The sequence below is a fragment of the Pseudomonas sp. KUIN-1 genome, from assembly GCF_009176725.1.
In the GTDB taxonomy this organism is placed as follows: Bacteria; Pseudomonadota; Gammaproteobacteria; order Pseudomonadales; family Pseudomonadaceae; genus Aquipseudomonas; species Aquipseudomonas fragariae.
Map to the genome: position 1 here is coordinate 88739 of NZ_AP020337.1, position 24825 is coordinate 113563.

The window sequence follows — 24825 nt, forward strand, 5'->3', positions numbered from 1 at the left end:
GCGCAATGGCGCAGCCAAGGAATTGAAGTGGAAGCACTGCACAAGAAAATTCGCGAAGAAGGCATCGTATTGTCCGATCAGGTGCTGAAGGTCGATGCGTTTCTCAACCATCAGATCGATCCGGCGCTGATGAAGGAAATCGGCGATGAATTTGCCCGACTGTTTGCCGACGCTGGCGTGACCAAGATCGTGACCATTGAGGCTTCCGGCATCGCGCCGGCAGTCATGGCGGGTTTGAACATGGGCGTGCCGGTGATCTTCGCCCGCAAGCACCAGTCCCTGACCCTGACCGAAAACCTGCTGACGGCGAGTGTGTACTCATTCACCAAGCAGGTGGAAAGCACCGTGGCAATCTCGCCGCGCCACCTGAGCAGCGACGACAACGTGCTGATCATCGATGACTTCCTGGCCAACGGCAAAGCCTCACAGGCGCTGATCTCGATCATCAAACAGGCCGGCGCCACGGTGGCCGGGCTGGGCATCGTGATCGAGAAATCCTTCCAGGGCGGCCGCGCCGAACTGGACGCCCAGGGCTATCGCGTCGAATCCCTGGCGCGGGTCGAATCCCTGGCCGGTGGCGTTGTGACGTTCAAGTAAGGCTCCCGAGGGCGTTCTCCCGGACACCTATCGTTCCGCATGCTCCAGCGTGGGAATGCAGTTCGTGACGCTCTGCGTCGCAAAAGAGGACGCGGAGCGTCCAGAAAGGCATGCGACGCGGAGCGCCGCACGATAGTTGTGATGATCGTCCCGCGCGCTCCAGCGTGGGAATGCAGGTCGTGACGCTCTGCGTCGCAAAAGAGGACGCAGAGCGTCCAGAAAGGCATGCGACGCGGAGCGCCGCACGATAGTTGTGATGATCGTCCCGCGCGCTCCAGCGTGGGAATGCAGGTCTCGACGCTCTGCGTCGTCAAGAGGACGCGGAGCGTCCAGAAAGGCATGCGACGCGGAGCGCCGCACGATAGTTGTGATGATCGTTCCTCACGCTCCCGCGTGGGAATGCAGTTCTCGACGCTCTGCGTCGTCAAGAGGACGCGGAGCGTCCAGAAAGGCATGCGACGCGGAGCGCCGCACGATAGTTGTGATGATCGTTCCTCACGCTCCAGCTTGGGAATGCAGTTCTCGACGCTCTGCGTCGCAAGAGGACGCGGAGCGTCCAGAAAGGCATGCGACGCGGAGCGCCGCACGATAGTTGTGATGATCGTCCCGCGCGCTCCAGCGTGGGAATGCCGTTCGTGACGCTCTGCGTCATAGCGTCCGTGCAGGACTGAGTGCTTTAGCGCGGAATCCCCAAGGCACGCAAACGTCGATACAGGGTGCGTTCGCTCAGCCCCAGTTCTCTGGCCAGTTCGCTGCGCGAGCCGTTGAACACTCGCAGCGCATGGGCGAGTTTTTCCAGGCCGTCGTCCTGCTGGCGGTACGTCACGCCAACCGCTTCGCCCTGCCCGCGTACTTCGGCGGGCAAATCCTGCACGCGAATCACGCCGTCGTCGGTAAATAAACGGGCGCGTTCGAGTATGTTGCGCAGCTCGCGAATGTTGCCGGGGTAACTGTACAAACTCAGCAGCTTCATGGCCTCGGCGTCGACACGCGGAGCGGCGCCGGGCGCGATGCGTTGCAGCAGACTGTCGATCAGCAGCGGCAGGTCGTCGCTGCGTTCGCGCAGGGCCGGCAGGCGAATCGGAAAGGCGCTGATGCGGTAGAACAAATCCTGACGAAAGCTGCCGTCGGCGACCATCTCCCTGAGCGGTTTATGGGTGGCCACCACCAGCCGAAAATCCGAGTGCACCGTGCGCAGGCTGCCCACCGGACGAAAACTGCCCGATTCGATCAGCCGCAACAGCTTGACCTGCATGGCCAGCGGCACTTCACCGATCTCATCAAGGAACAACGTCCCGCCATGAGCGGCTTCGGCCAGACCGGTCTTGCGCTGCAATGCGCCAGTGAACGCGCCCTTCTCATAGCCGAACAGCTCGCTTTCCAGCAGGGTTTCGGTAAGCCCGGTGCAATCGACCACCACCAGCGGTCCGGCGGACCTGGCGCTGCTGGCGTGCAGTGCGCGCGCGAACAATTCCTTGCCGGTACCCGACTCGCCCTGCAGCAACACCGGAATCTGCGCGGGCGCAGCGCGTTGCAGAGCGCCCAGCACTTCTTTGAACGCCGCCGAGCGCCCTACCAGCCCATGTTGCTGCGGCTGAACGGAGGCTACCGCCACCGAGCTCAGTCGCTCGACATAAGCGATCACCTCACCCTGATCGTCGAGAATCGGCCGCAGCTCCACATCCACATGCTCGGGGCCGCGCGGCGTGTGATGAATGTGCAGCAGACGCTCCGGGAGCCGTGTTTCATGGGCCTTGCGCATCGGGCAATGCTCACCGGCCTGATCGCACGGCACTGCAAACTGATGCGACACCCGATAACACTTCTCGCCCACATGCGGCGTGCCTTCGACGCCGAACTGGCGCTGGTAGGCGGTGTTGGCGGCAATGATGTTGTAGTCGGTATCGAGCACGATGGTCGGGCGCAGATCGTGTTCGAGGTATGACACCAGCGACTGCATGCGACTGCCGGGAAAATCGGTGGCTATGAGGTTCATGGGTGCTCCTGTGGGCTGGGCGCAGCTTAACCCATTCGCCTGCCAGCTTGTGCCACGGACTGCCAAATGACTGCCAGAATGTGGCAGTCAGCGACCTGCGGCAGGCCATCAGGGTGTTTTGCAAAACCGCAAAACGCCTTGTATTTATTAGCCTGAAGGGGCTTTGCCGTGATTGGCATGGTTATTGAGACATCATGGCAACGACTGCCAACCGTCCGGCCTGGCCAAACGGGCCTTGAGGCGATTTACAGCCACGGGAATTGCACATGATCATCGGTGAAAAACTTCATGTCGAAGCGCTCTTCGACACGCATACCTGGACCATCAGCTATCTGGTGATGGACCTGCACAGCAAGCAATGTGCGCTGATCGACAGCGTGCTCGATTACGACCCCAAGTCCGGCCGCACCAGAACCGAGTCGGCCGACCGCATGATCGAACGGGCGCAGGCGCTGGGCGCCTCGGTGCAGTGGATTTTCGAAACCCATGTGCACGCCGATCACCTCTCGGCAGCGCCGTATCTGAAACAGCGGCTCGGTGGGCAAATTGTCATCGGCAGCCATATCACTGCGGTGCAGGAAACCTTCGGCACGCTGTTCAACGCGCCGCCTGACTTTGCCCGCAATGGCAGTCAGTTCGATGTGCTGCTGGAAGACAACGCCTCGTTCGCCCTCGGCGCGCTTGAGGTCAAGGCCATGCACACGCCCGGGCACACGCCAGCGTGCATGAGTTACCTGGTGCAAGTCGGTGACGCCACGGTCGCGTTTGTCGGCGATACGCTGTTCATGCCCGATTACGGCACCGCTCGGTGCGACTTCCCGGGTGCCGATGCGCGCACGCTGTATCGCTCGATCAAGAAGCTGCTGGCGCTGCCGCCGGAAACCCTGCTGTTCATGTGCCACGACTACCTGCCCAATGGCCGTGAGCTGAAATACATGACCACGGTTGCCGAACAGCGCGCCAGCAATATCCATGTGCACGACGGGGTGGATGAAGACGCGTTCGTCGGCATGCGCGAAGCCCGTGACGCGACGCTGGACATGCCGGTGCTGATGCTGCCTGCGGTGCAGGTCAACATGCGCTGCGGCCACTTTCCCGAGCCGGAAGACAACGGCGTCGTCTACCTGAAGATCCCGCTCAATGCCCTTTGACCGCTGCCCGCCTTGGGAAACCCTGTGATGAATGCTTCGACAACTACCTGTCAGATCCTGATCGTCGGTGCCGGTGCTGCCGGTATCGCCACTGCCGCAAGCCTGCTCGCCCGCGACGCCACCCTTCAGATCACCCTGGTCGACCCCGCCGATACCCATTATTACCAGCCCGGCTGGACCATGGTCGGTGCGGGGATCTTCACGCCGCAGTCGACGGCGCGCAGCATGGCCTCGCTGATTCCCGAAGGCGTGCAGTGGATCAAGGCTGCGGTGTCGACCTTCGAGCCGCAGCACAATACGCTGACGCTGGCCGACGGCCGCGTGCTCGGCTATCAGCAACTGGTGGTCTGCCCCGGCCTGAAGCTGGACTGGTCGGCTATCGACGGGCTGGTGGAAACGCTCGGGGCCAATGGCGTGACCTCCAACTATCGCTATGACCTGGCGCCCTATACCTGGAAGCTGGTGCAGAACCTGCAACAGGGCCGCGCGCTGTTCACCCAGCCGCCCATGCCGATCAAGTGCGCCGGTGCGCCGCAGAAGGCCATGTACCTGTCCTGCGATCATTGGTTGAAAAGCGGCCGTCTCGCGCAGATCAATACGCAGTTCTATAACGCCGGTGGCGTGCTGTTCGGTGTCGCCGACTATGTGCCGGCGCTGATGAAGTACGTCGAGCGCTACGCCATTGACCTCAAGTTCAGCCATCGGCTGGTCGCCGTCGACGGGCCTGGCAAACGCGCGACCTTCATCCGCACGCAAGCCGATGGCAGCAGCGAGACCGTCGAGCAAAGCTTCGAAATGTTGCACGTAGTGCCGCCGCAGATTGCCCCGGACTTCATCCGCAGCAGCCCGCTGGCCGATGCTGCGGGCTGGGTGGACGTCGACCCCGCCACGCTGAAGCACCGCCAGTTCGCCAATGTGCATGGCCTGGGCGATGCCACCAATACCAGCAACGCCAAGACCGCCGCAGCGGCACGCAAGCAGGCACCGGTGGTGGCCAACAACGTATTGGTCGCGCTGGGTCGTCGGAGTGAGTCCGCGGTGTATGACGGTTACGGCTCGTGCCCGCTGACGGTCGAGAAAGGCCGCATCGTGCTGGCCGAATTCACCTATGGCGGCAAGGTCGCGCCGAGCTTTCCGCGCTGGCTGCTGGACGGTCGCCAGCCAACCCGACTGGCCTGGTGGCTGAAAGCGCGAGTGCTGCCCGCGCTGTACTGGCATGGCATGCTCAAAGGCCGTGAGTGGCTGGCCAAACCGCAAAAGGCTGACACCCGGCATGGATGAGCATCAGTTGCTGGGCGTTGGCCTGGGGACCGTCATCGGCATGGTACTGGCGCTGACCGGCGCAGGCGGCGGCATTCTCGCTGTGCCGCTGCTGGTCTTCGGCCTTGGCCTGTCGATTGTCGAAGCCGCGCCGGTCGGTCTGTTGGCCGTCGGGCTGGCGGCGGGGATCGGTGCGGTACTGGGGCTGCGTCAGGGCATCGTTCGCTATCGCGCGGCCGGGTACATCGCGTCCATTGGTGTGCTGATTGCGCCTCTGGGCCTGTGGCTCGCTCATCGACTGCCCAATACGCCGCTGGCTTTGGTCTTTTCGGTCGTGCTGCTGTACGCCTGTGGACGCATGTTCATCAGGGCCAGCCGCGAATTGCGCCACGGAAAGCCGGCGCCGCGTGCGGAAATACTGCCCTGCGTGCTCAACCCGCTGCAGGGCCGCCTGCGCTGGACCATGCCCTGCCTGCGCGCACTGACGCTGACCGGCGTGGGCTCCGGGTTGCTGTCCGGGTTGTTGGGAGTGGGCGGCGGGTTCGTGATCATTCCGGCGCTGACCCGCTACAGCGATCTGGACATGAAAAGTGTCGTGGCGACGTCACTGGCGGTGATCGCCCTGGTCTCGACCGGCAGCGTCATTACCGCTTCGTTGAGTGGTGTTATGCATTGGGCAGTTGGCGCGCCGTTCGCGTTGGGTGCAGTCATCGGTCTGATCATCGGCAGACAAGTCGCCCGCTACCTCGCCGGCCCACGCCTGCAGCAACTGTTCGCTGTATGCGGCATCGTCGCCGCGTTCATGCTGGCGTTGTCCGTGCGATAACAGCCCGAGGACGCAGAGCGTCCGGAAAGGCATTCCCACGCGGTGGACTGCCCCCAAGAAGTTGGACACCAATCCGACCTAATGGGGGTGTTCAAATGGCCAAGTATTCAGAGCAATTCAAGCTCACCGTCGTCAAAGCGTACCTTGAAGGCAACATCGGCTTTCGTAAGGTGGCCAGTCAGTTCTCGATCGATTTCAGCCTGCTTCGACGCTGGGTCGCCAATTACAAGAGCCATGGGCACACAGGCCATCGCAAGCCTGGTCTTCGGTACAGTAAAGTCTTCAAACGCTCAGTGCTTGAGCACAAGCGCGAGCACGGGCTGTCGCTTCGCCAGACCGCAGCGCATTTTGGTATTGGTGATCCTGGCCAAATAGTCATTTGGGAACAGCAGCATTACAGTAACGGTCTAGCCCCGCGTGTTCCCACAAGAAGAAAGCCTGCTGCCATGCCCAAGAAGCCTTATCCCACCGAACCCGTAACCGCTGACGATACGCACAAGACACGCGACCAGTTAATGGCCGAGCTTGAATACCTGCGCATGGAGAACGCTTACCTAAAAAAGTTGGAAGAGTTGAAGGAGCAGCAACGACGGCAAAAGAAAAAGCCCTGATCGTCAAACAACTGAGGAACCGGTTTCCGATGTGCGCCCTTCTGACGCTGGCGGGCCTGGCGCGCAGCACGTTTTACTATCAGGCTCAGGTGCAATCCAGACCCGATCCAGATGCAGCTCTGAAGCAGGAGATAGAGCGTGTTTATCACGAGGAGAGAGGTCTTTATGGGGCTCGGCGTATCACGGCGGTCATTCGCAACTCAGGCACGTTGGTCAACAAGAAGGTTGTGGAGCGATTGATGGCTGAACTGGGCCTGAGATCAGTTGTGCGACCCAAGAAGTACCGCTCCTATAAGGGCACCGTCGGGAAAATTGCGCCGAATTTGCTGGAGCGCAAGTTCACGGCGCAACGCCCGAACCAGAAATGGGTGACCGATGTGACCGAGTTTAAAGTGGCCAATCGAAAGCTGTATCTCTCGCCCGTGATGGACCTGTACAACGGTGAGATCGTGGCGTACGAAGTGTCTACCAGGCCGTGCTTTGAGCTGGTCACCAATATGCTGGACAAGGCTCTCCAGCAGTTGCAGGACGAGCCGAAGCTTGTGATGCACTCGGATCAGGGCTGGCAGTATCAACACGCGCAGTACCGTCAGAAACTGGCGGTAAAGGGTGTAAAGCAAAGCATGTCTCGTAAGGGAAATTGCCTGGACAATGCCGCAATGGAAAGCTTCTTTGGTACGCTGAAGTCCGAGTTTTTCTATTTGAAACGATTTGAAAGCATAGAAGAGCTGAAGGCAGGTCTGGATGAGTACATCCGCTACTACAACCATGACCGCATCAAGCTGAAGCTAAACGGCTTGAGCCCCGTAAAATACAGGGCTCAGGCGGCGAGCTAAAATTGTCCAACTTTCGGGGGGCAGTCCACGGAGCATGGGAACGATAAGGCTTCTGCCCGGAGGGCGTGACTATCGTGCCAATGCTCCGCGTTGGCATGCAGTTCGTGACGCTCTGCGTCACATGCCCGTGCTGACACCGCGCACTCAAGATCGGACGCAGAGCGTCCGGAAAGGCGTTCCCACGCGGAGCATGGGAACGATAAAAACCGTGAGACGACTACCGTGCCCACGCGGAGCATGGGAACGATAGCCGGGGGCTGGGCTTAAAGCTTCTGCCAGACCTTCGGTTTGAAGAACAGCGTCTCGCCCTTCGCCAGGCCCACCAGGCTGTCGTGGTCTTTCACCACTTCGGCCTCGATCAGCTCATCCTGCCCTTCCACTTTCAACGTGACCCGCGTCGTCGCGCCCAGTGGGCGGATGTCGCGGACTTCGGCGGCGTGGTGGTCTTCGATTTCCTGGCGGGACAGCGACACCTCATGCGGACGGAACAGCAGGTGACCTTCCGCGCCCAGGCTCAGGCGATTGGAGTCGCCGAGGAAGTGGTAGACGAAGTCGTTGGACGGGTTCTCGTAGACCTCGCCCGGCGAGCCGATCTGTTCGATCACGCCCTTGTTCATCACCACGATGCGGTCAGCCACTTCCATGGCCTCTTCCTGATCGTGAGTCACGAACACCGAGGTCAGGTTGATGTCTTCGTGCAGGCGCGCCAGCCAGCGACGCAGCTCCTTGCGGACCTTGGCGTCCAGCGCGCCGAACGGCTCGTCCAGCAGCAGCACCTTGGGCTCGACCGCCAGGGCGCGGGCCAGGGCGATTCGCTGGCGCTGTCCACCCGACAGTTGCTCCGGATAACGGTCGGCCAGCCAGTCCAGCTGCACCATGTTCAGCAGCTCATGGACCTTCTCGGCGATGCGCGTTTCGTTCGGGCGCTCGCGCTTGGGCTTCATGCGCAGGCCGAACGCGACGTTGTCGAACACCGTCATGTGGCGGAACAGCGCGTAATGCTGGAACACGAACCCGACGTTGCGATCACGCACGTCGTGGCCGGACACATCTTCGCCATGGAACACGATGCTGCCGTCATCCGGGGTTTCCAGGCCGGCAATGATGCGCAGCAGGGTGGTCTTGCCACAGCCTGACGGGCCCAGCAAAGCCACCAGCTCGCCACTCTGGATGTCCAGACTGATGTTGTTCAGGGCCTTGAAGGCATTGAAGTTCTTGCTGACGTTACGGACTTCGATCGACATGATTATTCCTCCGCCGCGTTATGGCGCAGACGGTTAATGCGCGATTCGCTCCACTGCTTGAGCAGCAGGATGAACAGCGCCAGGATCAGCAACAGGCTCGCCACGGCAAAGGCGGCAACGTGGTTGTATTCGTTGTAGAGGATTTCGACGTGCAGCGGCAGGGTGTTGGTGACGCCGCGAATGTGCCCGGACACCACCGACACCGCGCCAAACTCACCCATCGCCCGCGCCGTACACAGCACCACGCCGTAGATCAGGCCCCATTTGATGTTCGGCACCGTGACGTGCCAGAACATCTGCCAGCCATTGGCGCCCAGCAGCCGTGCGGCTTCTTCTTCCTGAGTGCCCTGCTCCTGCATCAGCGGGATCAGCTCACGGGCAACGAAGGGCACGGTGACGAAGATGGTCGCCAGCACGATGCCCGGCAGGGCAAAGACGATCTGGATGTCGTGATCCTGCAGCCACGGCCCGAACAGCCCCTGTGCACCGAACATCAGCACGTAGACCAGACCGGCGATGACCGGCGACACCGAGAACGGCAGGTCGATCAGCGTGACCAGAATGCTCTTGCCGCGGAACGAGTATTTGCTCACGCACCATGCGGCGCTGACGCCGAATACCAGGTTTAGCGGCACCGAGATCAATACCGCTATGACCGTCAGCTTCAGCGCCGACAGCGCGTCCGGCTCGAGGATCGCGGTAAAGAACGCGCCCAGACCGTTTTTCAGGCCCTGGGACACCACGATGAACAGCGGCAGGCCCAGAAACAGGACGAACACCAGCCAGCACAGGCCGATCAGGATGCGTCGCGACACCGCGCTGCCACGACGGGCGGCGTTGGCAGAGGCGGCGGCTGAAACAGATGAATAAGACATGTTCTGCGCCTCCTCAGGATGGGGTTTCAATGCGCCGCTGCAGCAGGTTGATCAGCAGCAGCAGAATGAAGGACACCACCAGCATCATCACGCCGATAGCGGTTGCGCCGGTGTAGTCGTACTGGTCGAGCTTGACCATGATCAGCAGCGGCAGGATCTCGGTTTTCATCGGCATGTTGCCGGCGATGAAAATCACCGAACCGTACTCGCCCACGCCACGGGCAAACGCCAGGGCGAAGCCGGTCAGCCAGGCAGGCAGCAACGCCGGGACGAGGATGTGGCGAAACACCTGCAGCGGACGCGCGCCCAGGCAGGCGGCGGCCTCTTCGACTTCGCGGGGGATGTCGGCCAGCACAGGCTGCACGGTGCGCACCACGAACGGCAGGGTGACGAAGGTCAGCGCCAGGGTGATGCCCAACGGGGTGTAGGCGATCTTGAAACCCAGATCAGCCGCGAACTGGCCGACCCAGCCGTTGGGCGCGTACAGCGCGGTCAGGGCGATACCGGCCACGGCGGTCGGCAGGGCGAATGGCAGATCGATCATCGCATCGATGACCTTGCGCCCGGGGAAGGTGTAGCGCACCAGCACCCAGGCCAGCAGTGTGCCGATCACCCCGTTGATGAGGGCTGCGTAAAAGGCGGTGCCGAAACTCAGCTTGAGTGCCGCGATCACGCGAGGGGCCGTGATGATGGTCCAGAACTGATCCCAGGTGAGCTGCGCGGCATGTACGAACATGGCGGCCAGCGGTATTAGCACAATCAGACTGAGGTACACCAAGGTGTAGCCCAGCGTCAGCCCGAAGCCGGGTATGACGGGGGAGATACGACGCGACATAAAAGTCCCTGGTTTCACTTGCACGAAGCCCGGAGGTTAATCCGGGCTGTTTGGCCAAACCTGTGATGCCGCTGGTGCGGCATCCTCATTCGGCTTATTGCGCCTGATAAATCTGATCGAACACGCCGCCGTCATTGAAAAACTTCGGCTGCGCAGTTTTCCAGCCACCAAAGTCTTTGTCGATAGTCACCAGATCGAGTTTCGGGAATTGCTTCTCGTACTTGGCGGCCACTTCGGCATCACGTGGACGATAGAAGTTTTTCGCGGCGATTTCCTGACCTTCCTTGCTGTACAGGTGCTTGAGGTATTCAGTCGCGATTTCGCTGTTGCCTTTCCGCTCGGCGTTCTTGTCGACCACGGCGACCGGAGGTTCGGCAAGGATCGACAGCGACGGTACGACGATATCGAACTTGTCCTTGCCGCCGTCTTCTTTCAACGCCAGAAACGCTTCGTTTTCCCACGCCAGCAGCACGTCACCCTGACCGTTGTTGACGAAGGTGATAGTCGAACCGCGTGCGCCGGTGTCCAGGATCGGCACGTGCTTGAACAGCGTCTGTACGTATTCCTTGGCCTTGGCTTCGTCACCGCCGCCCGCCTTCAGGCCGTAGGCCCAGGCGGCCAGGAAGTTCCAGCGTGCACCGCCCGAGGTTTTCGGGTTGGGGGTGATCACCGAGACGCCTTCCTTGGTCAGGTCGCCCCAGTCCTTGATGCCTTTCGGGTTGCCCTTGCGCACCAGAAACACGATGGTCGAGGTGTACGGCGTGCTCGCGTCCGGCAGGCGGGTCTGCCAGTTTTCAGGCAGGGTCTTGCCGAGCCTGGCGATTTCGTCGATGTCACCGGCCAGTGCCAGGGTCACCACGTCGGCACGCAGGCCGTCGATCACGCCACGCGCCTGCTTGCCCGAGCCGCCGTGAGATTGCTTGATCTCGACCTTGTCGTCCGGGTGGGATTTTTTCCAGAAATTGACGAATTCTGCGTTGTAGTCCTGATACAGCTCGCGGGTCGGATCGTAGGACACGTTGAGCAGTTCGTAATCCTTGGCAACAGCCGAACCTGCGAAAACAGCACTGGCGAGAGCCGCCAGCGCAAAACGGCGAATGGACATAGATTGAAGCTCCTGGAAATACGGTGTGTTGGCTTTTTTGATTTCTTCTTGGCGCGTCAGAACGGCATCCGCACGGGCGCGCTGCTTTTTTTCAGGGGGGTATCAGGAGTCAGGATGAAACCCTCCGGTTGACCAGTCGGGTGATTGCCGCTTCAGTTCTGCTTGGCAGGGTTCTGCAAACGAAACTTTTCCTTGCGCTCGATCTGCACCACCTGTGCGTTGTGCACGGTGATTTCGACGGCACCAAAACGCAGGTCACGCAATGCACTCTGAATTTCACGCAGAATGGCTGCTTCGTCCTGACCGTCAACACTACGTAGAGATGCACTCATTGTCTTATTCCTTGAGAAGTGAGAGGCCAGCCTTCGCGACTGGGGGCGATGGCGTATGGCGGTGAGGCAATAATAGTGAGGTGCGGATATTCTTAAAAAGACTATTTAAGAATGCAGATATAACCAAAAAGACTTTAGGGCGGCGTGAGTCTGTCAGGGTGCATTGCACACCCGGACGAGCGTTGTCAGAGAGGGCTGAACTAGTTGAACGCGGGCGCGTGCGTCCAATCAATCGATTGTGCCGCCATGGGCCGGGCAAACCAGTAGCCCTGGCCCAGCTCGCAACCGTTGCTTAACAGAAATGAAGCCTGATTGGCGTGCTCGATCCCCTCGGCCAGTACACGCATGCCCAGGCTCGAAGCCAGCGCGATGACCGCCCGGACGATCGCGATGTCATCCACATCGCCCGGCAGTCCGGCCACGAAACCCTGGTCGATCTTGAGCTTCTGCACCGGCATGCTCTTGAGCCGCAGCAGCGATGAGTAGCCTGTGCCGAAATCATCGATAGCCAGGCTCAGGCCCAGTTCACGCAGACGATGCAGTTGCTCGATGGCCTGTTCAGGGTCCTCCATGACGGCACTTTCGGTGACTTCCAGCTCAAGAAATGCCGGATCAAGGCCGGTCTCGTTCAAGACCTCAGCCACTTGCCGATCGACATCACCACGACTGAACAGACGGCTGGACACATTGACCGCGACGGACGCAATCGAGACGCCTTCTGCCAGCCAGGCCTGCATCTGCCGACAGGCGGTGTTCAATACCCAGGCATCGATATCGGCGATGAGCCCGTTCTGCTCGGCAATCGGGATGAAGTCGCCAGGCGACACCATGCCACGGGTCGGGTGCTGCCAGCGCACCAGCGCTTCGACCGCGCAGATACGCCCGGTCACCAGGTCGTAAACCGGTTGGTAGAACACCCGCAATTCGTCCTGCTCGATCGCCTGACGCAACTCGCTGGCCAGTTGCACCCGTTGCTGGGCTTGGGCGGTCAGCTCTTCGGTGTACAGCGCAAACCCTTCGCGGCCATCGGTCTTGGCCTTGAACAGCGCCGAATCGGCATTGCGCAACAACTGCTCGGCGGTCAGCGCATCACCGGGAAACAGGCTGATACCGATACTGGCAGTGACGAACAACTGGTGCCCGGCAATCGGGTATGGCGCTTTGAAGGCATTGATCACCTGCTGCGCGAGCGCTGCGGCATGCACCATGTGTGTACAGTTTTTGACCAGCAGCGCGAATTCGTCACCGCCCAGCCGCGAGACCGTCATGCCGCTGTCGGCCAGCGCATTGAGACGTTCGGCAGCCGCCTTGAGCACTTCGTCGCCGATGTTATGGCCAAGGCTGTCGTTGATGTTTCTGAAGTTGTCCAGGTCGACCACCAGCAGCGCACAGCCGCGCCTGCTGGAGCGCGCCGAGGTCAGCGCCTGGCTGATCCGGTCGGTCAGCAGCAGACGATTGGGCAACTCGGTCAGCGCATCGTAATGGGCCAGTTGCGCCAACTCCTGCTCGGAGCGCTTGATGGCCGTGATGTCGGAAAACACCGCGACAAAATGCCTGGGCTGCCCGTCCTCACCCTTGATGCTGCGGATGGTTTGCCACTGCGGATAGATCTCGCCGCTTTTGCGTCGGTTCCAGATCTCGCCGCTCCACTGCCCGGCACTCTGCAGCGAGTGGTACATCTGCCGATAAAACTCGGGGCCATGACGACCGGACTTGAACTTGCTGGGGTTGAAGCCCAGCACCTCGTCGGCCTGATAGCCGGTGATGTCCACAAACGCACGATTTACATGGACAATGCGCCCTTCGGCATCACTGACCAGTACGCCCTCACGCGTGCTGTCGAACACCACCGCCGCCAGCAGCAGCCGGTCATAGTCCTGCTGTTGACGCTCGAACTGCGCTTCGCCGCCGACGATGGCCTTCAATCTGTCACGTGCAATAAAGATCATGACGGTACTGAGCAACGCCCAGCCGTAACCGATCATCTGTTGTCCGACGGCCAGTCGAGCCGGATCCTTGACGAAAAAAGACAGCAGGGCGCTGCCTGTCGCGAACCACAGAATCGACAGTAGCCCATACAGAACGGCGGTTCGCAGCGCGTTACGGGAATAATCGGACATAAAAAAGCGGGCCTTGAGAAAGGTCTGGATTATAAAGCAAGAAACATCCTGCGACGCTTATGTGCAAGGGTGACTGGTTTTCTGAGCAATGTCAGTGATAATGCTGTTGCGACTTTTTTCTTCACAGGTTTTCTACGAGGGCCAAACAGCCTATGTTGTACAACGGTTTGCTCGACCTTTCCGTCTGGCAGTTAATAGCGGTCACGCTGGTCATGACCCATGTAACGATCATTGGCGTCACGGTCTATCTGCACCGCTATTCAGCCCACCGCTCACTTGAGCTCAACGCGGGTCTGAAACACTTCTTCCGCTTCTGGCTGTGGCTGACCACTGCCCAGAATACTCGCGAGTGGACAGCCATCCACCGCAAACACCACGCAAAATGCGAAACTGTCGATGACCCGCACAGCCCGGTCGTCAAGGGTCTGTCCACCGTGCTGCGCAAGGGCGCCGAGCTGTACCGCGAGGAAGCGCAGAACCAGGACACCCTGCGTATCTACGGCAAGAACTGCCCGGAAGACTGGATCGAGCGCAATCTGTATTCGCGCTACAAGCTGCTGGGCATTGCCCTGATGGCGGTGATCGATGTGGCGCTGTTCGGTGTCCTCGGTATCACGGTCTGGGCCGTGCAGATGATGTGGATTCCCTTCTGGGCTGCCGGCGTGGTCAACGGTCTGGGTCATGCGGTCGGCTATCGCAACTTCGAATGCCGTGATGCGGCCACCAATCTGGTGCCGTGGGGCATCGTGATCGGCGGCGAAGAGCTGCACAACAATCACCACACCTATCCCAACTCGGCCAAGCTGTCGGTCAAACCCTGGGAATTCGACATGGGCTGGGCGTGGATCAAGGTCTTCAGCTTCCTGCGTCTGGCCAAGGTCCAGCGGGTCGCGCCTATTGCCCATCGGGTCGAAGGCAAGGGCCACATGGACATGGACACCGCGATGGCGATTCTCAACAACCGTTTCCAGATCATGGCGCAGTACCGCAAGCTGGTGATCGCGCCGCTGGTTGCCCAGGAACTGGCCAAGGCCGACGAATCGGTGCGTCATCAGTTCCGCCGCGCCAAGCGCCTGCTGTCGCGTGAGACCAGCCTGCTCGATGACAAGCATCACCTGCGTATCCAGACCATGCTGGAACACAGCCATGCGCTGAAGGTGATCTACGAAAAACGCCTGGCCTTGCAGCAGATCTGGGTCAAGACCAGCAGCAACGGTCACGACATGCTCTCGGCCATGAAAGAGTGGATTCACGAGGCCGAAGCCAGTGGTATTCACTCGTTGCGCGAGTTTGCCGACCAGCTGAAAACCTACTCGCTACGCCCCGCCCACGCTTGAACCGTTGATCGGCGCGCCTTCCCCTGGCGCGCCGGTCCCGGAACTTATCCCCTCCCCCTCTATCTCATCAACTTTCCCGCCAATCGGGACAGGGCGCCTCACTGGCCGTAAACGCTTGAGATGGTTCTTATGGAAAAGCAGCCTCCCACCTCCCTACCCGGCACACCGATCACTGATATGCCCGCAGCCGCAGAAACCCTGTTAGCCCTGATGCACGCTCAGGCAGAAGTCGCACGCCTGAGCGAGCGTGAACAATTGTTCAGCTCGTTGCTGGTGAGTGTGAACGCTGTTTTGTGGGCGTTCGACTGGGAAACCCAGCACATGATCTATGTCAGCCCGGCCTACGAGCGCATCTTCGGTCGTTCGGCGGGCCTGCTGCTGGCTGACTACAGTGAGTGGCGCGACAGCATCTACCCCGATGACCTGAACTACGCCGAGCGCAGCCTCAACGAGGTCATCGAGAAAGGCTCGATCGAGGATCGCGAGTACCGGATCATTCGTGCGGACGGCGAAGTGCGCTGGCTCAGCGACAAATGCTTCGTCAGCCATCGCGCCGACGCCAGCCAGCGTCTGATCGTGGTGGGCATCGCCGAAGACATCACCGAGAAGAAGCAGCTCGAGAATGAGCTGCAACGCCTGGCGACCACCGATGTGCTGACCCAGAGCAGCAACCGCCGGCACTTTTTCGAATGCGCCCAGCGCGAGTTCGAACTGGCTCGCCTCAATGGCACGCCGCTGGCGTTTCTGCTGCTGGATATCGATGACTTCAAGCTGGTGAACGACACCTACGGCCATCAGGAAGGCGATACCGTGCTGCAACGCATCGCCGAAAGCGGTCGTTCGGCATTGAGGCGGGGTGACTTGTTCGGGCGTATCGGTGGCGAAGAGTTCGCTGCGGTATTCCCCGGCTGTGCGCCGGACATGGCGATGCAGATCGCCGAGCGCCTGCAACGCGAGATCCAGCGTCAGAACTTCCAGTCCGCTGGCACCACCTTCAGCATCACTGCCAGTCAGGGCCTGACCAATCTGGGCCCGGACGACCCAAGCCTCGAAACCCTCTACGGCCGCGCCGACGCCGCGATGTATCAGGCCAAACGCCAGGGCAAGAATCAGATCGTACTGGTCTGAAATGCTTTCCCGAATGTAGAAAGCACGATTGGCCCCTTCGCGAACAAGGCGTACTGCTGCCCCTTCAGTTGGAGTACATACACCTGTGGGAGTCTGCGGTGCCCTGTAGGAGCGGACTTGTCCGCGAAGAGGCCGGTACAGTCGATGGATTTTCTGCGTCAGGAATGTAGCCTTCGCGAACAAGTTCGCTCCTACGGGAGTACGCGGTGCCCTGTAGGAGCGGACTTGTCCGCGAAGAGGCCGGTAAAGTCGATGGATTTTCTGCGTCAGGAATACCGCCTTCGCGAACAAGTTCGCTCCTACGGGAGTCTGCGGTGCCCTGTAGGAGCGGACTTGTCCGCGAAGAGGCCGGTAAAGTCGATGGATTTTCTGCGTCAGGAATACCGCCTTCGCGAACAAGTTCGCTCCTACGGGAGTACGCGGTGCCCTGTAGGAGCGGACTTGTCCGCGAAGAGGGCGGTGCAGTCGATGGATTTTCTGCGTCAGGAATACCGCCTTCGCGAACAAGTTCGCTCCTACGGGAGTACGCGGTGCCTTGTAGGAGCGGACTTGTCCGCGAAGAGGCCGGTAAAGTCGATGGATTTTCTGCGTCAGGAATACCGCCTTCGCGAACAAGTTCGCTCCTACGGGAGTACGCGGTGCCCTGTAGGAGCGGACTTGTCCGCGAAGAGGGCGGTGCAGTCGATGGATTTTCTGCGTCAGGAATACCGCCTTCGCGAACAAGTTCGCTCCTACGGGAGTACGCGGTGCCTTGTAGGAGCGGACTTGTCCGCGAAGAGGCCGGTAAAGTCGATGGATTTTCTGCGTCAGGAATACCGCCTTCGCGAACAAGTTCACCTACGGGAGTGCGCGGTGCCCTGTAGGAGCGGACTTGTCCGCGAAGAGGGCGGTACATTCAATGCATTGGCTGCGTTTGGGATATAGCCTTCGCGAACAAGTTCGCTCCTACGGGAGTACGCGGCGCCTTGTAGGAGCGGACTTGTCCGCGAAGAGTCCGGTACATTCAATGCATTGGCTGCGTTTGGAATATAGCCTTCGCGAACAAGTTCGCTCCTACAGGAGTACGCGGGGCCTTGTAGGAGCGGACTTGTCCGCGAAGAGGCCGGTACAGTCGATGGATTTTCTGCGTCAGGAATATAGCCTTCGCGAACAAGTTCGCTCCTACAGGAGTACGCGGGGCCTTGTAGGAGCGGACTTGTCCGCGAAGAGTCCGGTGCAGTCGATGGATTTTCTGCGTCAGGAATGTAGCCTTCGCGAACAAGTTCGCTCCTACGGGAGTACGCGGTGCCCTGTAGGAGCGGACTTGTCCGCGAAAAGTCCGGTGCAGTCGATGGATTTTCTGCGTCAGGAATACCGCCTTCGCGAATAAGTTCGCTCCTACGGGAGTGCGCGGTGCCTTGTAGGAGCGGACTTGTCCGCGAAGAGTCCGGTGCAGTCGATGGATTTTCTGCGTCAGGAATGTAGCCTTCGCGAACAAGTTCGCTCCTACGGGAGTACGCGGTGCCCTGTAGGAGCGGACTTGTCCGCGAAAAGTCCGGTGCAGTCGATGGATTTTCTGCGTCAGGAATACCGCCTTCGCGAATAAGTTCGCTCCTACGGGAGTGCGCGGTGCCTTGTAGGAGCGGACTTGTCCGCGAAGAGTCCGGTGCAGTCGATGGATTTTCTGCGTCAGGAATACCACCTTCGCGAACAAGTTCGCTCCTACGGGAGTGCGCGGTACCTTGCTCGCGAAGGCGTCAGTGGGGTTTTTACTTTTCGGGTGAACCCTGAACAGCGTCTGCCGTATCCTCGATCGCAGCAGGCTCTTCAGCAGATGCCTCAGGTGCCAGGTCCAGTAAGTCGGGCTCGTCTTCCTCTTCTGCCGCTTGAACAGCAGCATCAGGCTCGCTAGACAGCGGCCTCAGCAAACTCGGATCCGTCACCCCTGTCAGCTTCTTGCGCAGGCGCTGCAAGTCACCGACGCTGAGCTTCAACAGCTTGGCCGACTTGGTTTTGATCAGCGTGGTGACACTTTCTTCCTCGCCCAGGCGCGCCATCTGCCCCGCCAGGTTCATTGCCAGCACTTCGCGTGTGTAGATGCCGGTATTGTACTGATACACCGCAGCGATCAGCTCACGCAGTTCCAGCGGCAAACGCCAGCGGGTGCGCAGAGCAGAACCGAAGGCCGCGGAGTATTGCTCCAGAGACTGCCCGATCACCTGCTCATCCAGTTGGCCGCCAGCCAGTAGCCACTCCTGCAGACAACCCAATACCGCCAGATCGCCCAGCGACTGCAGCAGTCCGGCGCTAAAACAGCGCTCCGTATCCAGCTCCAGCATGCCGCCCAGGATGCGCGCGTAATCAGCCGTGCGCTGCGACAGGGTCCACAGCTCATGGGCCTTGGCCAGCAACGCGTCGTTGGTCAGCACCGCCATACGCTTTTTGCCCAGACCGGACGCGATATTGGCGCCCTGCACTGGCCCGAGAATGGCCAGCGCCCCGCCTATGGTCTGAATCGGCTTGCCCAGATGCTGCGCCGCCGTATTGGCGGCGGCGATCAGTACGGCGGTGATGTGCGGATCATTGCGCAGTTCCTGCTCCAGCAGGGCGGCGTCGATGCCGCTGGCGGTCTGGCTGAGCGTCACCGCCGTGGCGACATCGACGAACAGCGGCGCGCCATCGGCTATGTCGCGGCGTTTGTCGAGAAACTTGGTCAGGGTCAGACCCGGCGTCAGCGCGGGCACCGCACCCGCAACCGGGGCGCTGCGTTCCAGCAGCAGGCCTTCAAGACGCTGGCGCAGCCCTTCGGTGTTCAGCGGTTTGGTCAGGTAGGCAGTCGGTGCCAGCGGCACGACTTCACGCACGCTGGCGCTGTCATTGCGATTACTGATCAGAATGAACGGGATGGCGGGCTGACGACGCAGATTGCGCACGCCCCGCAGCAGGCTCAGGCCATCGATCCCCGGCAGTTCGCGGGCGGCGATGATCAGATCCGGCAGGTGTTTTTTCATCCACTCGACGGCCTGTTTGCCATCGGTGCACATCTCCAGCTCGATATCCGCACGCACGCCCAGCACCAGGTCGCTGAGCGTCTCACGAACCCACGGATCAGACTCGGCTATCAGTACGCGAGGAACGGCGGGCAAAACTACAGCGGTCATCATGACTCTCCGATGTCAATGCGACCACCTTAGCCAATGCAAACGTCCGGATATACCCAAAACAGCGAAATACCCCGCTCCAAAGCAAAAAAAACCCGTCGAAACGGGCTTTTTTTGTCTGTTTGGTCATAAATTAATCAATTCATGACTTCACACTTTTTACGCGATTTCAGCAAAGCATTCGTCAAGAATGGCCAGGCCGCGTTTGAGCAATTCGTCTTCGGCGGTCAACGGCACCAGCACGCGCAACACGTTGCCGTAAGTACCGCAGGACAACAGAATCAGACCCTTGTCACGCGCCTTGGCAACCACCTGAGCCACTGCAGCGGCGTTAGGCTTGTGCGAGTCGCCGTCTTCGAACAGCTCGACAGCGATCATCGCACCGAGCGCACGCACTTCACCGATAACCGGGTACTTGGCCTGCATCGCCTTGAGCGAGGTCACCAACTGCTCGCCAACCGCCTTGCAGCGCTCCAGCAAGTGCTCTTCTTCGAAGATGTCCAGCACCGCCAGTGCCGCAGCGCAGGCCACCGGGCTACCGGCATACGTGCCGCCCAGACCGCCAGGTGCGATGGCGTCCATGTATTCAGCCTTGCCGCACACGCCCGCCAGCGGGAAGCCGCCTGCGATGGACTTGGCGAAAGTAGTCAGGTCAGCCGCAACGCCCATCTGCTCCATCGCGAAGAACGTGCCGGTACGGCCAGCGCCGGTCTGCACTTCGTCAGCGATCAGCAGAATGCCGTGCTTGTCGCACAGCTCGCGCAGACGCAGCATGAAGGCCTTCGGCGCCACATAGAAACCACCCTCGCCCTGTACCGGTTCGATGATGATCGCAGCGATGTCTTTGGGCTCGGCGTCGTTCTTGAAGATGCGCTCGATGCTGGCGATGGAATCATCCACGCTCACGCCATGCAGTTCGCACGGGTACAGCGCGCGGAAGATACCGCCGGGCATCAGGCCCATGCCGGCCGAGTACGGCACGACCTTGCCGGTCAGGCCCAGGGTCATCATGGTGCGGCCGTGGTAAGCGCCGGTGAAGGCGATAACGCCCGCACGACCGGTCGCAGCACGGGCGATCTTCACGGCGTTTTCCACCGCTTCGGAACCGGTGGTCACCAGCAGGGTTTTCTTATCGAAATCGCCTAGCACCTTGGCGTTGATTTTTTCGCTCAGCTCGACGTAAGGCTCGTAGGCCAGTACCTGGAAGCAGGTGTGGCTCAGCTTGGTCAGCTGCTCTTGCACGGCGGCGATGATCTTCGGGTGCAGGTGGCCGGTGTTCAGCACTGCAATACCGCCAGCGAAGTCGATGAACTCACGACCTTCCACGTCGGTAACGGTCGCGTTCTTCGCCGAAGCAGCGAAGATCGGGTGGATCTGACCAACGCCACGCGGGACGGCTGCATGGCGGCGTTGCATCAGGGATTCGTTAGTCTTGCTCATGTATTCCTCATTCGCCGCTCATCGGTCGGCGTGGGTCAAGGATCAAGGATCAAGCGGACCGGATCAACTGCGGCAGCATACGATGATCGACTGCTGCAGCCTTCAGGCCACCAGGAAACTGCGGTGCAACAAAAGCCGATGACACGTCGCTCTCGCGCGCCATCGGCTGCAATACCCAAGTGTCGGTCAGACCGACAGGCAGAGGTATTTGATTTCCAGATAATCTTCGATGCCGTACTTGGAGCCTTCACGGCCCAGGCCGGACGACTTGATACCGCCGAACGGTGCCAGTTCGTTGGAGATCAGGCCGGTGTTGATACCCACCATGCCATATTCCAGCGCCTCGGCGACACGGAACACGCGGCTCATGTTCTGCGCGTAGAAGTACGACGCCAGACCGAACTCGGTGTCGTTGGCCATCGCAATCACTTCGGCCTCGTCCTTGAAGCGGAACAGCGGGGCCAGCGGACCAAAGGTTTCTTCCCGCGCCACGGCGGCATCTTTAGACACGTTGACCAGAATGGTCGGCTCGAAGAACGAGCCTTCCAGGCTGTTGCCACCGGTCAGCACGGTTGCGCCCTTGCTGACGGCGTCGGCGATGTGCTCCTTGACCTTGGCCACCGCCTTGTCGTCGATCAACGGGCCGGTGGTGACGCCTTCTTCCAGGCCGTTACCGATCTTCAGCTTGCCGACCGCCGCCTTGAGCTTCTCGGCGAACGCGTCATACACCGCGTCCTGCACGTAGATGCGGTTGGCGCACACGCAGGTCTGGCCGTTGTTGCGGTACTTGGAGATCATCGCGCCTTCGACCGCCTTGTCGAGGTCGGCATCGTCGAACACGATGAAAGGCGCGTTACCGCCCAGCTCCAGGGACACCTTCTTGATGTCCTTGGCGCACTCGGCCATCAGCTGGCGACCAATGTCGGTCGAGCCGGTGAAGGACAGTTTGCGCACGATCGGGTTACCGGTCAGCTCGGCACCGATATCGCCTGCGCTGCCGGTCACCACGCTGAACACGCCAGCCGGGATACCCGCACGCTCGGCCAGTTCAGCCAGTGCCAGTGCCGAGAACGGCGTTTGCGACGCAGGCTTGAGCACCATGGTGCAACCCGCCGCCAGTGCCGGACCGGCCTTGCGGGTGATCATCGCCGCCGGGAAGTTCCACGGGGTGATCGCCGCCGTCACACCAATCGGCTGCTTGAGCACGATCAGGCGCTTGTCCGGCTGGTGACCAGGAATCACGTCGCCATAGACACGCTTGGCTTCTTCGGCGAACCACTCGATGAACGACGCCGCATAGGTGATCTCGCCCTTGGCTTCGGCCAGCGGCTTGCCCTGCTCCAGCGTCATCAGCAGACCCAGATCGTCCTGGTTCTCGATCATCAGCTCGAACCAGCGGCGCAGCTTGTTGCCACGCTCCTTGGCAGTCAGCGCACGCCAGGCCGGCAGCGCCTTGTCAGCCGCCTCAATCGCCCGACGCGTCTCGGCTGCGCCCATTTTTGGCACAGTGCCGAGGATTTCATTGTTGGCCGGGTTGTTGACCTTGATCGACTGACCACCGTCCGCGTCCAGCCATTGGCCGTTGATGTAGGCTTGCTGGCGGAACAGTGTGGAATCTTTGAGCTGCATGTCGGCCTCCTAAACAGCATCGCCCGAGAGGCGACGCGAACAATTGATATCGATGCACCCCATTTGGAAGCCATCGTCAGGAAAACATTCCATCGGGTTCCAGCGCTGCGCAACGCATGAAGGCAGGAAGACCGAACAAGAGCGTTTGAAATCTCAAACGAATCCTAGGCATTGCGGGGGGAAAGGACAATAGCCCGTTCGAAAAAAAGAACGGGCGCAGGGCGGTGTGTGGTTTTCTGATCAGCGTCGAGCCGCGACGCAGAGGCATCTTGCAACCGCAACGTGATCAGACTGCCCTGCCCTTCAATGTGAACAGGCTCAACCCCAGACCAATGAACGACGCGCCAAACACCCGATTGACGTTCTGGCGCCTGCGGGCCGAATTGAGGTGACGCTTGAGCGTCTGTGCCAGCAGCACATAAAAGATGTGAGCAACCACAGAGCAGCCGGCGAAGGTCACGATCAACACGCCCGTCTGCTCCACCTGTAAGGTGCCGGGCTGGATGAATTGCGGCAGAAACGCGATGAAAAACAGAATCGCCTTGGGGTTGGTCAGCGCTACCGAGATGCCTTTGATAAACAGGCTGCCTGTGGACACCGCCTTGGGCACGTTGGCCAACGCATCAAATGCACTGCGCGCGCTACGCCACTGCTTGATCCCCAGATAAACCAGATACCCCGCGCCCGCGATTTTCAGCACCAGAAAGGCACTGGCGGACGCTACCAGGACTGCGCCCAGCCCGGCCGTTACCGCCGTGGCAACCACGATCAACCCCAAGGCGTTGCCGAGCGAACCAACCATCGCCCTCGCCGGCCCGTGGGTGATTGAATTCGACAGCGCCATGATCACCGCCGGCCCCGGCGTGAGCGTAACGAACAAGGCGATCATCGCGAAGCTGAGCCACTGTTGTAGCGATTCCATTTTTTATTCTCCCTGTGGCGCAGGCATTAACCCACGCCTGTAGCGCTATCGATAATCCGGAAGCGTGAAAGACTGCACCGCCGGGGTCAGCGCCCTGGCAGCACGCTTGCTGATAAAGGGCGTTGCCACCAGCCGCTGCACGGCGCGCAGGATCTTCACCCCGGTCTGAGTGCGAGGATGGACCAGACGCGGCACGAGTTTCGGCACGCTCTGCGACTTTTTCACCACAGGGCGCAGGACATATTCGTACGAGGCAAGCGCCTCGGCAATGGTATCGGTCTTGGTGAGTTCGCCCGCCAGCACATACGCGCCAATCAGCGACAACGAAGCGCCGACTCCACCCAGCGGCGTGACACACCACGCCGCATCGCCCAGCAGTACCACCGGGCCATTCGACCAGCGATCGATCTTCACCTGACGCAAGTCATCGAACCAGAAATCCTCCGCAGCCTCCATCCCCTCCAGCAGACGAGGCACCTCCCAGCCCGCGCCCGCAAACGACGCGCGAAGAAACGCCTTCTGCTCGGCAACGCTATTGCCGACCGTCAGGTGGCTTCGGCCCTGCACATTAAAGAACGCACGCGTTGTACCGCGATTGTCCGGACGAACACCCGCACTGCGACCGCCCACCGCGCTATACCAGCGCGCGGTCTGGCTATCGGTCGGCGCACGAGGCACGGTAAAGAACGCGCACGCCAAATCCATCCGGCGCGGCTGATTCTCTCCGGGGAACACCAGCTCCCGCGTACGCGAGCCGACACCCTCGGCAATGATCAACAGATCAAAACGCTCCTCGCCACAGCCCTCGAACGTAACCGACACGCCCTCCGCATCGTGCTCGACCGAGACGATGCGATCACCAAAGCGATAGAACGCATCAGCAGACGACGCCTCATACAGCAGACGCGCAAGATCACCGCGCAACACCTCAAGCTCAGCCGTCGGGCCGTCCCCGTCCAGACCGGCCAGATCGATGCGCGCCGCCGTGCGGTTATCCTCATCGACCCACGCAAGCCCCGTCTCGCCGGTATTGAGATCCTTCACCGCCTGCTCAAGCCCCATCAGGCGCAAGACCTCCCGAGCCGCACCCCGCACATCCACATTCTGCCCGCCATCGCGAAAGGCAGGCGCCTGCTCGACAACCGTGACATCGCAATCGCGCTGCGTCAGCCACCAGGCCGCGGCACACCCCGCGATACTGGCCCCGGTAATAAGAACGCGGCACGGGCTGCGCTCGATGCTTTTGAACTGATTGATAAGAGGCCCTCGGTGGGAACGAACTGACGGAGTGGTATGGGGAGCATCATGCACCAGCTGGTGGTTGTGCCGGTAGCGGTGGGCTGTTCCTTTGTGGGTGGAGCTGGGTGTGGGGGGATCGAAGGCGGATGATTTGTGTCGCACACCGCCCGCAACTGGACGCCCCGTACCCATGTGAGTATCA

19 protein-coding genes and 1 pseudogene are annotated in these 24825 nt (G+C 60.6%); 7 read left to right on the top strand and 13 right to left on the bottom strand.

What is annotated here, in order from left to right; translation table 11 throughout:
* Positions 1-27: 27 nt before the first annotated feature.
* Positions 28-597, top strand: a complete 570-nt coding sequence (locus KUIN1_RS00445) for a xanthine phosphoribosyltransferase (protein ID WP_003401587.1) — start codon at positions 28-30, stop codon at positions 595-597.
* A gap of 676 nt (positions 598-1273) precedes the next feature.
* Here KUIN1_RS00445 and KUIN1_RS00460 read toward each other — a convergent pair.
* A complete protein-coding gene (locus KUIN1_RS00460) occupies positions 1274-2593 on the bottom strand; it encodes a sigma-54 interaction domain-containing protein (protein WP_032657209.1) in 1320 nt (439 codons plus the stop codon).
* Between the two features lie 266 nt (positions 2594-2859).
* Between KUIN1_RS00460 and KUIN1_RS00465 the strand changes: the two genes are divergently transcribed.
* The 4 genes from KUIN1_RS00465 (at position 2860) to KUIN1_RS00480 (ending at position 7277) form a co-directional block, all read left to right on the top strand.
* Positions 2860-3744: an MBL fold metallo-hydrolase gene (locus tag KUIN1_RS00465; RefSeq protein ID WP_011266170.1), complete on the top strand. Its 885-nt coding sequence runs from the start codon at positions 2860-2862 to the stop codon at positions 3742-3744.
* Positions 3745-3771: 27 nt separating this feature from the next.
* Positions 3772-5025 (top strand): NAD(P)/FAD-dependent oxidoreductase, encoded by a 1254-nt coding sequence (locus KUIN1_RS00470; protein WP_152091764.1) that lies wholly within the window; start codon positions 3772-3774, stop codon positions 5023-5025.
* Positions 5018-5830, top strand: coding sequence for a sulfite exporter TauE/SafE family protein (locus tag KUIN1_RS00475; protein ID WP_024650592.1), 813 nt, complete (start codon positions 5018-5020; stop codon positions 5828-5830). The genes KUIN1_RS00470 and KUIN1_RS00475 overlap by 8 nt, the downstream gene beginning before the upstream one ends.
* A gap of 95 nt (positions 5831-5925) precedes the next feature.
* Positions 5926-7277, top strand: a protein-coding gene (locus KUIN1_RS00480) for an IS3 family transposase (protein WP_152091765.1) whose coding sequence is annotated in 2 segments (ribosomal slippage) — positions 5926-6385 and positions 6385-7277 — 1353 coding nt in all. Because the reading frame shifts where the segments join, the coding sequence is not laid out codon by codon here.
* 263 nt (positions 7278-7540) lie between these two features.
* Here KUIN1_RS00480 and KUIN1_RS00490 read toward each other — a convergent pair.
* The 6 genes from KUIN1_RS00490 to dibA all read right to left on the bottom strand — a co-directional run bounded on the left by KUIN1_RS00490 (position 7541) and on the right by dibA (position 13788).
* Positions 7541-8521, bottom strand: coding sequence for a sulfate/molybdate ABC transporter ATP-binding protein (locus KUIN1_RS00490; protein ID WP_011266173.1), 981 nt, complete (start codon positions 8519-8521; stop codon positions 7541-7543).
* Positions 8522-8523: 2 nt separating this feature from the next.
* The gene (cysW, locus tag KUIN1_RS00495; RefSeq protein WP_002551394.1) at positions 8524-9396 is read right to left on the bottom strand and encodes a sulfate ABC transporter permease subunit CysW; all 873 of its coding nucleotides are present in this window, start codon (positions 9394-9396) and stop codon (positions 8524-8526) included.
* A 13-nt stretch (positions 9397-9409) separates the two neighbouring features.
* The gene (gene cysT / locus KUIN1_RS00500) at positions 9410-10231 is read right to left on the bottom strand and encodes a sulfate ABC transporter permease subunit CysT (protein WP_003401602.1); all 822 of its coding nucleotides are present in this window, start codon (positions 10229-10231) and stop codon (positions 9410-9412) included.
* Positions 10232-10325: 94 nt separating this feature from the next.
* Positions 10326-11336 carry a sulfate ABC transporter substrate-binding protein gene (locus KUIN1_RS00505; RefSeq protein WP_011266175.1) on the bottom strand — a complete coding sequence of 337 codons (1011 nt, stop codon included), beginning with the start codon at positions 11334-11336 and terminating at the stop codon, positions 10326-10328.
* A gap of 152 nt (positions 11337-11488) precedes the next feature.
* Positions 11489-11668: a sulfur starvation response protein OscA gene (oscA, locus tag KUIN1_RS00510; protein ID WP_003367675.1), complete on the bottom strand. Its 180-nt coding sequence runs from the start codon at positions 11666-11668 to the stop codon at positions 11489-11491.
* A 200-nt stretch (positions 11669-11868) separates the two neighbouring features.
* Entirely contained in the window at positions 11869-13788 is a 1920-nt protein-coding gene (gene dibA, locus KUIN1_RS00515) for a phosphodiesterase DibA (protein WP_003401609.1), read from the bottom strand.
* Between the two features lie 152 nt (positions 13789-13940).
* Between dibA and desA the strand changes: the two genes are divergently transcribed.
* Both desA and KUIN1_RS00525 read left to right on the top strand, forming a co-directional pair.
* A complete protein-coding gene (gene desA, locus KUIN1_RS00520) occupies positions 13941-15125 on the top strand; it encodes a delta-9 fatty acid desaturase DesA (RefSeq protein ID WP_057457259.1) in 1185 nt (394 codons plus the stop codon).
* A gap of 129 nt (positions 15126-15254) precedes the next feature.
* A complete protein-coding gene (locus KUIN1_RS00525; RefSeq protein WP_003401614.1) occupies positions 15255-16253 on the top strand; it encodes a GGDEF domain-containing protein in 999 nt (332 codons plus the stop codon).
* A gap of 64 nt (positions 16254-16317) precedes the next feature.
* Here the strand turns inward: KUIN1_RS00525 and KUIN1_RS28430 are convergent.
* The 6 genes and pseudogenes from KUIN1_RS28430 to KUIN1_RS00570 all read right to left on the bottom strand — a co-directional run.
* Positions 16318-17977 (bottom strand): annotated as a pseudogene (locus tag KUIN1_RS28430) (urea ABC transporter substrate-binding protein); the annotation flags it as partial.
* 24 nt (positions 17978-18001) lie between these two features.
* Positions 18002-19393, bottom strand: coding sequence for an HDOD domain-containing protein (locus KUIN1_RS00545; protein WP_172980088.1), 1392 nt, complete (start codon positions 19391-19393; stop codon positions 18002-18004).
* A gap of 159 nt (positions 19394-19552) precedes the next feature.
* Positions 19553-20833: a 4-aminobutyrate--2-oxoglutarate transaminase gene (gene gabT, locus KUIN1_RS00555; protein WP_152091767.1), complete on the bottom strand. Its 1281-nt coding sequence runs from the start codon at positions 20831-20833 to the stop codon at positions 19553-19555.
* A 186-nt stretch (positions 20834-21019) separates the two neighbouring features.
* A complete protein-coding gene (gene gabD / locus KUIN1_RS00560) occupies positions 21020-22462 on the bottom strand; it encodes an NADP-dependent succinate-semialdehyde dehydrogenase (protein WP_003367662.1) in 1443 nt (480 codons plus the stop codon).
* 286 nt (positions 22463-22748) lie between these two features.
* Entirely contained in the window at positions 22749-23384 is a 636-nt protein-coding gene (locus KUIN1_RS00565) for a LysE family translocator (RefSeq protein ID WP_152091768.1), read from the bottom strand.
* 45 nt (positions 23385-23429) lie between these two features.
* The gene (locus KUIN1_RS00570) at positions 23430-24695 is read right to left on the bottom strand and encodes an FAD-dependent monooxygenase (protein WP_172980027.1); all 1266 of its coding nucleotides are present in this window, start codon (positions 24693-24695) and stop codon (positions 23430-23432) included.
* Positions 24696-24825: the final 130 nt, after the last annotated feature.